The organism is Arthrobacter sp. MAHUQ-56 (assembly GCF_019710585.1).
Taxonomy (GTDB): Bacteria; Actinomycetota; Actinomycetes; order Actinomycetales; family Micrococcaceae; genus Arthrobacter.
On record NZ_JAIFZQ010000001.1, the window covers coordinates 1 to 10,240 of the forward strand.

Consider the following 10,240-nt stretch of genomic DNA (forward strand, 5'->3'; position numbering starts at 1 on the left):
TGGCTATCGTTTCAAGCCGCTGCAGGCGGCCGCCGCCGATGCGCGGGCGGCTCAAATCTCCCGCACCTCCGCGTGCTCCGCGGTAGACGGCGCCGTCGAGGACGAAGCCCAGCCCGATGCCGATGCCCGCTTTGACGCCCACAATGTCCCGGTATCCCACACCGCCGCGCCTTGCTTCGGCCATCGTCATGACGTTGACGTCCCGGTCGACCGCAAGGACGGCATGTTCGTATCTGCTTGCGAAGTAGTCGCGGACAGCGACGCCGTCCCACTGCCCATCGACTTGCGGGGATGCCAGGCGGCCGGTTGTGACATCGACCGGACCGGGGACTCCCACACCGATCCCCAGGACGTCGGCCCTGGTCTTTCCGAGGCGTTGCAGCATGAGGTCAAAGACCTGGCCGGCCCACTCGAAAATCTCAGCCGGGCCCTGGCTTGGACCGATGTCCGCCTCGTCCACGGCGAGGATGGTGGACACCAGGTCCGTAATGGCCACCTGGCTGTGTGAACCGCCGATGTCCAGGGCCAGCAGCACGCCTGAATCCGGCTTCACGGCAAACTTTTCAGGCGGGCGTCCTCCCCGTGAGTCGAGCTGGCCTACGCTCCTGATGATGGACGCGTTCAGCAACTCCTCGAGCCGCCGGGCAAGGGTGATGCGCGACCATCCCAGCCGCTCCAGGAGGTCGGTCCTGGTGGTGGCCTGCCCGGACCTGATCAGATCCAGGACAACACCTGATCCTGTCGAAAGTGATTGCGCCATTCCAACCTCTCGTGATTCGGTCGCTGCCCGGGGATCCTTACCGACCCGAATTATGCATACTGGTATTCGAAAGCCTACCCCGTCTTTACCCCGGCTACTTGAGATCAAACAGTGGCGGCAGGCCTAACCTTCCAGTTCCGATTGTGGCCCACCTGACGTGAAAGCCGTGCCCCTCCGGCTCCTCCAGTACGAAGGGGCCACAGAGCCGATGCTGATGGTAGCCACGTTGCTGGCCACCTGCTCAAGAAGTCCACTGTTTCTTCGGGAACCAAAAAGGGACTGCTGCGTCTTCTCCTTTAAGGAAGAAGGTGTGTGATCCTATGAGCATGGCAACCGAGGCAGTGCGGTCGTCGGCGCAGCACGCATGGTTCTCGGATGAGGTCCAGTCGCTGCTGCCGAAGCTCTACGGCGCCGCGGTGAAGCTGTGCCGCGACCGCACCAACGCGGAAGACCTGGTCGCCGAGGCGCTCACGCGGGCCTGGGCGAAGCTCCCGACGCTGGCGGACCGCGGCACCTTCCAGGGGTGGCTCTTCCGGATCCTCACCAACGTCTACATCTCGCAGTATCGCGCGGCCCGTGTACGCCCCGAGGAGGAGTACCTGGGGGTCGATGCCGAAAACTTTTCGATCTTTGAGCGTATCCACCAGCCGATCCTGCTGTGGTGGGGCAACCCGGAGCAGGAGTTCTTCGACGGGCTGCTGCGAAGTGACCTGCAGGCGGCCCTCGACTCGCTTCCGGAGCCGTACCGTTCCGCCGTGGTGCTGGTGGACGTCTACGAGCTGTCCTACAGGGACGCCGGTGCGGCGCTCGACGTGCCCGTCGGCACCGTCCGGTCGCGTCTCTCCCGGGGGCGCGCGCTGATGCAGAAGCACCTCTGGCAGTACGCCGGACCAGGCCATGGGCCGGCACAGGGGAAGGGAGAACGGGAATGAAGCCCACATCGATCACCTCATGCGAGGAGGCCATCCGTGTGCTCGCCGAGCATCTGGACCACGAGCTGGGCGGGCGGCTGGAGGCGGAGCTGAATGCCCACCTGGAAACGTGCCGCAGCTGCTGCTCGCGGGCGGAGTTCGAGCGCGAGCTGAAGGCGCGCATACGCGGGCTGGGCGCCGAGCCCCTGGACCAGGACGTCGCCGGCCGGGTACAGGCCCTCCTCCGCAGCTTCGCCGACACCCCCACCCCCTGAACCGGAAAGGCCAGTGAGATGGTCGTCATCACTTCGGACCAGCGCCAGGTCATCTTCGACGCCGTCATCGCGATGTACACGAACGTGGCACTCAGCCCCCAGCAGGGCTACCACTTCCCGACCGGCCGGATGGCAGCCGAGTACGTCGGCTATCCGCCCGAGCTCCTCGACCGGCTGCCTGCGGCGGCGGTCGAGTCCTTCGCCGGCGTGGGGTACCCGTTCGCGACCGGGGTCCTTCGGCCGGGGGACACGGTGCTCGACATCGGCTCCGGCTCGGGGACGGACCTGCTCGCCGCGGCCCTGTCCGTGGGCACCGAAGGCTTCGTGTACGGCGTCGACATGACGGAGGCGATGCGCGGCAAGGCGACGGCGAACGCGCGCCTCGCCGGGGCGGAGAACGTCGAGGTTTTGGAGGGCAACGCCGAGAACCTGCCCCTCAGGGACGGGAGCGTGGATGCCGTGACGAGCAACGGCGTCATCAACCTCGTCCCGGCCAAACGGAAGGCAATAGCCGAGATCCACCGCGTGCTCAGGCCCGGCGGCTGGGTGCAGATCGCCGACATCGTCGTCGAGGACCTGCCCTCCGAGGCCTGCCGCGCGAAGCCCCGGCTGTGGGCCGAGTGCATCGTGGGAGCGACGACGCAGGCCGACTACCTGCGGATGTTCACCGAGGTGGGCTTCACCGACGTGGAGCGGCTGGGGGAGCTGGACTACTTCGCCGCGAGCAGCAGCGCCTCCACCCGGGCCACGGCCGGCGGATTCGGTGCCCACAGCATGGTGATGCGCGCCCACAAGCCCGCCTAGCACGACGACCCGGCCCCACCGGCAGGACGGTGCCAGCAGTCCGCCGGACAGAACAACCATGCCCAAAACAACAACCAGAAGGAGAACTGCCATGTCCGCGCCCACCGAAGCCGTCGAATTGAACGGCATCAGCGTCACCCAGCTCGCCGATACCATTCGGGCGATCCAGGGTGATCCGTCCATCGCGCAGTTCCGCTTCCGCGCCAGCACCAGCTGGCAGGGCGGAGGCCGAAGCCAGACCCGGATCAAGGGGTTCTATGGTGCGACCGCGGAGGACACGTCTCGGGCGGAGTCCTTCACCCTGGCCGGGGACGAGCCCCCAGTGCTGCTTGGCAGCAACACCGCACCCAACGCGGTCGAGGCGGTGCTGCACGCGCTTACCTCATGCCTGACCGTCGGCTTCGTCTACAACGCCGCGGCCAAAGGGATCACGCTGCGCAGCCTCGACTTCGATATCGAGGGCGAGCTTGACCTGCACGGCTTCCTCGGCCTCTCCCCGGACGTCCGGCCCGGCTACCAGAAGATCGGGATCACGTACCGGGTGGACACCGACGCGTCCGACCAGGAGATAGACGAACTGTGCCGCTATGTACAGCGCACGTCGCCCGTGCTCGACATCGTCCGCAACCCGGTGGAGGTCAGCCTGGCCCGCAGCCGATAAAGCCAGACCGGAACGGCAGAAACCAGCCCTTCACCGCATAAGCCTTCGGCAGCTTCAGGCCGCATTCGCCCGCGAGGGTGTGCAGGCGGGGCGGCAGATAAACGGATCAGTCACGGCTGTAGGCCTGCGCTGCTGCACAGGCCAGCCGGCGGCCCACGGCGATCGGGGACTGAGGGGAACCGCGGAGGAATCCGGCCAGCGCCCCGCTGTAGGCCACAAGCACTTCATTGGCCAGGTCCTGGGCGCGATCCCCCGCAAGAGGGCGGGACAGGTGCAGAAGGCGGTCTGCGAGCAGGGCGGTGTCACCAGCCAGGACGTCGCTGATTTCGTTCGCGGCCTCGGGGAGCTCGGTGGCGGCGGCCAAGAAGGCGCACCACCGTGAGGGGTGGCCCTGGGTGTCACGGTAGGAGGCCAGCGCGTCGAAGACCGCGAGCAGCCGATCCAGGTCATTACCCGCCGCAACGATGTGCTGGTCCCAGACCCTCTGCCAGTCGGACAGCCGGACCCGCAGCACTTCGGCAACCAAGCCGTCCTTGCTGCCGAAGTGCGTGTACAGGGTGGCCGCCGAGACCTCCGCCTGGCGCAGCAGCTCATCGACGGGTGTGTCCCGGATACCGTGCTCGAACAGCACCTGGTCGGCCGCCTCAAGCAGCCGGGTGCGTGCAGGAACTCGTTGGCCGACGATCATCATCTCAGTATAGGTAAACCCGAATACAGAACGCACGTTTTGCTGTAGCATAACGACCGCTACCGCCTCTCGGGCGGAGCTGCGATGAGACTTACGGCTGGTACTGGCCGGCGAACAGGCGCGCGACGTTGCTGCGCCGAATGAGGAGGAGTTTTATGAAGCTTTCAGCGGGCGGTCGGATCGGTCTGGCCGGAGCAGCGGTAGTCGGGGTCGCCTTTGGCATGGCCCGTTACGGCTATGGTCTGACGCTGCCGAACATCCGGGAGGACCTGGGGCTGTCCGAGCTGGTGCTCGGCATCATCGCCAGCGCAACGTTCGCGGGGTACCTGGCTGGACTGCTGCTGGCAGGGCCACTCGCTGCCCGGCAAGGTTCGCGTGCTCCGACGACCGTGGGCGGAGCGAGCGGCGTTCTGGGCGCGGTGATCGTTGCCTTCGCGCAGTCTCCGGGACTGCTTGCCGCCGGTGTGGTCCTGGCCGGCAGCGCCGGTGGTTGGGTCTGGGCGCCCTACTCGGACATCGTGACCCGTTCGGTGCCCTTGCGTCAGCAGCCCAGGGCGTTGGCGATCATCACGACCGGCACCAGCGGGGGCCTGGTGCTGCTGGGCGGATTGGCGGTCCTGGCAATAATGGGTTCCTGGCGGCTGGTCTGGGTCGGCATCGCCTTGGCCGCGGCAGCGGCTGCCCTTGTGAACCTTCGCCTCGTGCCAAAAACCAGGCCAGTCCCAGCAGCGATCAACCATCACGGTGCCTCCGCACTGTTTGCAGCGCTGCGTGGCCCATGTGCCTACGCGGTGGCCTACTTTGCGGCCGTCGTCATCTACTTCACGTACGCCGCCGACGTCGTCGGCAGTGGTGCCCTTCCAGCAGGAGCCCTTCCCGCGCTCTACGCGGGCATTGGCCTCTGCGGCGTGATTGGCGTGGCCACCGGAACCTTCGCGAGTCGGATGGGCAGTTCTAGGGTGGCCGGACTGTCCCTTGGAGCGGTCGGTGTAGCACTGGCGATGCTCGGGTTGGCAAGCGATTCCCTGACCGCTACAGCGGTTTCGGCGTGCATCTTCGGAGCGGGGTACATGACAGGATCTGCGGTGCTCGCGATTTGGACCGCCGAACTGGTGCCCGAGCGCGCAGGCGAGGCATTCACTGCCTGCCTTATCGTGGGGGCACTCAGCTCGGTCGCGGCCCCGGCCCTGGCCGGCGCGATGATCCCCGGGGTGGGGCTGGGGCCGCTGCTGGTCTACGCCGCTGTGGCGACACTGCTCAGCGGGATAGCGCTGGTGGTGCGCGCGTCCCGGCAAATGGCCGCCGTCGGTGATCCCAGACCGTGATTAGTCGATGACTGCGATGTCCTGCCACGTGAGGCAAGCGCGGCTCTACACGAGGAAGGCTCCGTCCCACGGGGCGGCGCCTTCCTCATTCAGGCAAAAAATCAGGAATCCTGGCCTACTGCGACCACGATCTTGCCGCGCGTATGCACATCCACTCGCCGCCGCGCTCCTCAACTTCGCTGTCGGCGATCGAGGCGTGCCGGCCCCCCCTCAGGCTGCACGGCCATCCGCAGGGGACAGCCTCACCAGCACCGGGCAGGGACGCCATATATCCACGGTGTCCCTGCCCGCAGGTTGCTAGAGCTGCGCCGGGTTCAAGGGCAGGGGCGTGATCGGCTGGTCGTTGGCGGCCAGGTCGATGCCCATGTCTTTGGCAAACATCAGGCGGGTCGACTTGTAGATGCCGGTGTGGTTCTCATCCAGCTCGAAGACGCGTGCGCCACGGAGCCTGTTTCGGTCCGCACCCGGCAGGCCGTAGGCGCCGAACCCTGTGCCGGGGCCATAACCGAGTTCCACCCCGTAGTAGTTGCCCGCATAGGTGTTGACGTGGTCGTGGCCCACGAAGTAGCCGCGGACGTCCCCGCGTTCCAGGAAGGCGTTGAACAGGCCGGAGTTGAAGGGGCCTGGGCACTCGTCCTCGTTCCGCTCACCAACGATCCCGTGCTTGGCCACGGCCCGCTGGTGGTCAGCGTCGGTGCGGGAGTCCAGGCTTGCGAACCACATATTGCGGTGCTCGTGGAGCGCGATGTGCCCCCACATCAGTGACGGGACCTTCCGCCCGTATTTCTGTTCCGTGGCGATGGAGAGGTTCCGGTACCAGGTGACCTGGTCCATCCGCACCCAGTCCCAGTGGGGGTATCCGGCGAAGTCCTGCCCGTTGATGGTGTCCGGGGCGTAGCGGCCGGTATCGATGAGCCACAGGCCGAACGCCGGGTCCTTCGACTTGGATGACTGCACCAGCAACAGCGAGTTGGAGGTGCCCGTGACGCCGGCGGAAGAATCGGCGTTGAGGTTGAACTCGTAGCTCTGCAGGAACTGGAGCATCTTGGCCTCGGTCATGCCGGTCCTGGCGACGGAATCCTCATCGTGGTTGCCGAACGTCACGGCCCATGGGATCTTGCGGCTCTCCATCGGCTGCACCACGTGGTTCAGTGCCTGCTTGACCTCCAGTTCGGTATCGCAGCCTCCGTTGATGACATCGCCGTTGATCACCACGAAGTCCGGCTTTTCAGCGTCCAGGGTGCCGTTCATCAGTTCGATGGTGCGGCGGTCTGTCTGCTCGTCGTCCTGGGTGTCGTTGAACTGGACCACCTTGAACTTTCCGTCCGGGCGGAAGGCGAGGACGGGCTTGGGGGCCTTCGCTCCGGGCGCTGCCGTTGCGCCGGTACCAGCGGCCACCACTGCTCCCAGTGCACCAAGGGCGCCGGCGGTTGCCAGGGCTGTCCGCCTGCTGAAATTGGGCTGGTCGATCTTGACGGTCATCGTTGCCTCTCTGCGTTATGCGCGGCGGCACTGCGCGCCGCCGTCGCAGTGACAGTAGGCTGCCGCAGCAACGAGGTTACGAACTCAGCGTGAACAGCTTGCCAGGGAGGTTCCTCGGTTGTGGCCTGTCGCGATGACAGGGCAACGCTCGGTGCGCGGAGCAGCGGCAACAGATTCGGACCGAGAGCGAATGGACCGGTCCCGGGTTATTGTGGGCGGTGCCCGGCCGCGAGGCGCGCGAGGTCGTACATCACTTGCCGGATTTCACGCTCTCGGCCCGCGGACCTCGACGGCGGTGCCTGGGGGACTGCGTAGCCTGGGGGAGTAACAACGGGGCGCCGGGCAGTTGGCCGCGCCGTGGGTATCGGTCCATCGGCTGTGGGTGCCGTACCCAGGCCTACGGTCTCCGCCGCGGCCGCATCACCGCAGTCCCTGCCGGCATTCGTGTCCGTGATCATCGACGTTGTCCCCCTAGCCAAGCTCGTGGGACCACCATAGAAAGGCCTTGCGCAGTCCGGGAAGAGACTTTGTCACTCGGGAAGATTTATTGCCCCAATCTTGAGGGAACCTTGCAGCTCAGCCTCATGGGGCGGTGCTGATGATCCCACGGTCGAGGGCGTGCGTCGCAGCCTGTGTCCGGGAGTTGACACCGAGCTTGTCGAAGATGTTGCTCACATGGCGCTGGACGGTTCGCTCGCTGAGGAACAACTCTGCACCTATTGCCCGGTTGGTCAGGCCCCGCACGATCAACCGGAGCACCTCTACCTCGCGGGGCGAGAGGCCGTGCCGGCCCGGGATGTCCGGATGTCGGAGCATGCCCTGGACCTCCAGCAGATCGCGCCGGGCGCCGAGCCGCGTGAAGGCGTCGCGCGCCGACTCGAGTTCCAGGTCCGCGGCCTCGTCGTCCCCCACACCCCGGTATGCGGTGGCCAGGAGCACGGAGCACCGTGCCGTTTCATAGGGGACATCAAGGTCCCGCCACAGACCCGCGGCCTGCCGGAGTTCGGGAAGAGCCTTCTGCCACTCGTCGTTGGCGAGAGCCAGTTCGCCGAGGGCCCGCGCGTGGCTGGCCCGCACGCTGTCGGAGGCGAATCGCTCGGCGAGGCTGCCCAACTCGGCTGCAGCGGCCGCTGCTTCGCCTGCCGCCTTCGCCGCGCAGTGTACGGTCACTGCCGCCGGCAGTAGCTCCACGCGGGCTGCCGGCCCCACGGACTCGCCAAGCGCACGACGGATCCCGGTTGCTGCCGCAGGCACGTCTCCGAGGGAGAGCCTCAGCATGGCGAGCCCTGGCTGCGTGGGGCCTCCGGCGAACGCCGCCGCCCGGTAGGCCGCCTCGGCCTCCGGGAAGTCGCCCAGGAACCGGTGCGATTCACCGAGTTCGTAACGCGCATGGCCAACCAGGCGTATTCCTGCGCCCTGGGCCAGGCTTTGGCATGCCTCTTCCAGCAGGGAGAGGGCAGCCGCCCACTGGCCTGCGAGCCGGAGGTGGACCGCGCGGTAAACCAGGCAGTTGCCGTAGAAGGGGCCGCCGAACGGAGGCACCGTATCGAGCCACGATCCGAGGGCAGCGCTCCATTCCCGGACCCGCGAGACATCCCGGACCTCCATTTGGCACGTGCCGATCGCCGCACAGAAGAGCAGGCTCGTGACCCTCGGGGTCGTCTCGCCCGCCACTACCCGGACCATGGCATCGTCGAGCCAGTCCAGCCCGTCCCCAAGGCGGCCGGACTGGACCAGGGCGCGTCCGGTGAGGAGCGTCGAGAAGGCGAGCTGGTCGGCGTCGTGCGTTCTCGCGGCGCCCTCACGGGCACGGGCAAGGAGCGTCAAAGCCTCGTCATAGGCACCCGCGGCGATCCTGCCGTACGCCGCGGTGATCAGCAGCCAGCCGGGCTCGTCGCCGGCCTCGTCCGGGCCCAGTTCCCGGGCCCGAGCCATCCAGCCGTTGGCCTGGCCGAACTCGCTGTTCAGGTTGTAGGCCTCCCACAGCCAGAAAGCGGAGGCGACGGCGGGACGCACCTGGCCGTTCGCGGCCCGCGTCTCGAAGGCCTGCGCCAGCGCGGCAATTGCCTCGTCGCGGAACCCCACGATTTGTGCGCACTCGGCGAAACGCTCCACGTCCTCGATACCAAGGCCGGCGAGCCCGCCGGCGGCGCGGAACTCGGCGCAGGCCTGCCGCCATGCGTACGACGCGTGGAACGCCCGGGCGCGCGCGAGGTGATTTCCGTCGTCGGCCACGTCAACCTCCTGATCACTACTATGCATCGTCGGACTGGGCATAACTACCCAGTGCCGGTTGCCGAAGGTGGCGCGATCCGCCGATGCCCGCGCGGTGCGTCGGCGGGATCCTGAAGGTGATCCGCAGGGTGCGGATCACCTGGTTCTAGGAGGCCATCATGTACGAGCCGTTTGTCTACTTGAGCACCTATACCGTGCGCCCTGGGCACCTCGATGAAGCCCTCGAGGCCTGCCGCGAGGTGGCGGGCCTGGTGGAGAGCCGTGAGCCGAGGATGCTGGTGTTCCAGTTCTTCGCCGACGAACAGGGCCGGCAGATCACCGTCCTTCAGGTGCATCCCGACGCCGAATCCATGGCCAACCACATGGCTCTGGTCAGCGAACACCTGGCACGGTCCGGATCGTGGATCGAATCGTTCAGCAACACGACCGTTCTGGGCCAGCCGCCGACGGTTCTCTCGCAGTGGTACCAGGAGGCGGGCGAGGACCTGACAGAGTTTCCGCGGCACGTTGCGGGGGTTATCCGGGTCGCTTCGCCTGTTGGATGACTGGGTCCGGGCGGGACCCGGCTTTCCCACGGGGCGTCTCCGGCCAAAGTGGTGCTAGGGAGCTGAATCAGAAACGGAGGATTCAATGGCCGTCCATCCGATGGCAGTGCGCGCCCAGGGACGAGAGTTTGCGCAGCTGCTCGCCGGTCAGGACGGACGCAGGGTCCTGCGGCCGGCATCGATGCTCTCTCCGTCCGCGTCCCAATCAGCGCGAGGTGCCCTACTTTGCACAGCATCGGGGGTGGCGTGCACCTTGTGCGCGCCACCCCCGTAGGTGCTGATTTCTCGCTGGTTTTAGGCTTCTACGTCATGGTCCGTCTCCAGGATCCCCACCAGGTGGTCGAGGGCTGCATCGGCACCTGGGCCGTCGGCGCGAAGTACCACAACGTCCCCATGGGAGGCGCCCAGGCTCATAAGGGAGAGGATGCTTGCGGCATCGAGGGCCTCGTCGGGGCTGACTTCCGGGGAAGCGATGGTCACCTCCAGTTCAAGCTTGCTGACTTCCTCCGCGAAGACCGATGCGGGACGGGCGTGGAGGCCCACTCGGCTGGCAA

The 10,240-nt window shown here is 66.8% G+C and carries 11 protein-coding genes; 6 read left to right on the plus strand and 5 right to left on the minus strand.

Features of this window, described 5'->3' with window-relative positions; all coding sequences use genetic code 11:
- Window positions 1-760 (minus strand): ROK family protein (locus K4G53_RS00005; protein WP_221383443.1); only part of this gene is annotated, 760 nt, incomplete at its 3' end.
- Between the two features lie 320 nt (window positions 761-1,080).
- Between K4G53_RS00005 and K4G53_RS00010 the strand changes: the two genes are divergently transcribed.
- From K4G53_RS00010 to K4G53_RS00025, 4 genes are all read left to right on the plus strand, one after another.
- Complete coding sequence (locus tag K4G53_RS00010; RefSeq protein WP_221383444.1) at window positions 1,081-1,692, plus strand: RNA polymerase sigma factor; 612 nt, start codon at window positions 1,081-1,083, stop codon at window positions 1,690-1,692.
- The gene (locus tag K4G53_RS00015) at window positions 1,689-1,946 is read left to right on the plus strand and encodes an anti-sigma factor (RefSeq protein WP_221383445.1); all 258 of its coding nucleotides are present in this window, start codon (window positions 1,689-1,691) and stop codon (window positions 1,944-1,946) included. The genes K4G53_RS00010 and K4G53_RS00015 overlap by 4 nt, the downstream gene beginning before the upstream one ends.
- An 18-nt stretch (window positions 1,947-1,964) precedes the next feature.
- Window positions 1,965-2,750, plus strand: a complete 786-nt coding sequence (locus K4G53_RS00020) for a methyltransferase domain-containing protein (protein WP_221383446.1) — start codon at window positions 1,965-1,967, stop codon at window positions 2,748-2,750.
- A 91-nt stretch (window positions 2,751-2,841) separates the two neighbouring features.
- On the plus strand, window positions 2,842-3,411 hold the full coding sequence (locus K4G53_RS00025; protein ID WP_221383447.1) for an OsmC family protein: 570 nt from the start codon (window positions 2,842-2,844) through the stop codon (window positions 3,409-3,411).
- A 106-nt stretch (window positions 3,412-3,517) separates the two neighbouring features.
- On the opposite strand, the gene K4G53_RS00030 is transcribed toward K4G53_RS00025, so the two are convergent.
- The gene (locus tag K4G53_RS00030) at window positions 3,518-4,099 is read right to left on the minus strand and encodes a TetR/AcrR family transcriptional regulator (protein ID WP_221383448.1); all 582 of its coding nucleotides are present in this window, start codon (window positions 4,097-4,099) and stop codon (window positions 3,518-3,520) included.
- A gap of 155 nt (window positions 4,100-4,254) precedes the next feature.
- Here K4G53_RS00030 and K4G53_RS00035 point away from each other — a divergent pair, with 155 nt between their 5' ends.
- Complete coding sequence (locus K4G53_RS00035) at window positions 4,255-5,424, plus strand: MFS transporter (protein ID WP_221383449.1); 1,170 nt, start codon at window positions 4,255-4,257, stop codon at window positions 5,422-5,424.
- Between the two features lie 297 nt (window positions 5,425-5,721).
- Here the strand turns inward: K4G53_RS00035 and K4G53_RS00040 are convergent, their stop codons facing one another.
- Window positions 5,722-6,906: a metallophosphoesterase family protein gene (locus K4G53_RS00040; protein WP_221383450.1), complete on the minus strand. Its 1,185-nt coding sequence runs from the start codon at window positions 6,904-6,906 to the stop codon at window positions 5,722-5,724.
- Window positions 6,907-7,488: 582 nt separating this feature from the next.
- Entirely contained in the window at window positions 7,489-9,141 is a 1,653-nt protein-coding gene (locus tag K4G53_RS21415) for a response regulator transcription factor (RefSeq protein WP_308287788.1), read from the minus strand.
- A gap of 158 nt (window positions 9,142-9,299) precedes the next feature.
- Here K4G53_RS21415 and K4G53_RS00050 point away from each other — a divergent pair, with 158 nt between their 5' ends.
- A complete protein-coding gene (locus K4G53_RS00050) occupies window positions 9,300-9,686 on the plus strand; it encodes a hypothetical protein (protein ID WP_221383451.1) in 387 nt (128 codons plus the stop codon).
- Between the two features lie 294 nt (window positions 9,687-9,980).
- Here K4G53_RS00050 and K4G53_RS00055 read toward each other — a convergent pair.
- On the minus strand, window positions 9,981-10,240 hold a 260-nt coding region (locus K4G53_RS00055), incomplete at its 5' end, for an HPr family phosphocarrier protein (protein WP_221383452.1).

Coding starts and splice junctions, on each gene's coding strand:
- K4G53_RS00010 (WP_221383444.1), top strand. CDS start 1,081: ATGAGCATGGCAACCGAGGCAGTGCGGTCGTCGGCGCAGCACGCATGG.
- K4G53_RS00015 (WP_221383445.1), top strand. CDS start 1,689: ATGAAGCCCACATCGATCACCTCATGCGAGGAGGCCATCCGTGTGCTC.
- K4G53_RS00020 (WP_221383446.1), top strand. CDS start 1,965: ATGGTCGTCATCACTTCGGACCAGCGCCAGGTCATCTTCGACGCCGTC.
- K4G53_RS00025 (WP_221383447.1), top strand. CDS start 2,842: ATGTCCGCGCCCACCGAAGCCGTCGAATTGAACGGCATCAGCGTCACC.
- K4G53_RS00030 (WP_221383448.1), bottom strand. CDS start 4,099: ATGATCGTCGGCCAACGAGTTCCTGCACGCACCCGGCTGCTTGAGGCG.
- K4G53_RS00035 (WP_221383449.1), top strand. CDS start 4,255: ATGAAGCTTTCAGCGGGCGGTCGGATCGGTCTGGCCGGAGCAGCGGTA.
- K4G53_RS00040 (WP_221383450.1), bottom strand. CDS start 6,906: ATGACCGTCAAGATCGACCAGCCCAATTTCAGCAGGCGGACAGCCCTG.
- K4G53_RS00050 (WP_221383451.1), top strand. CDS start 9,300: ATGTACGAGCCGTTTGTCTACTTGAGCACCTATACCGTGCGCCCTGGG.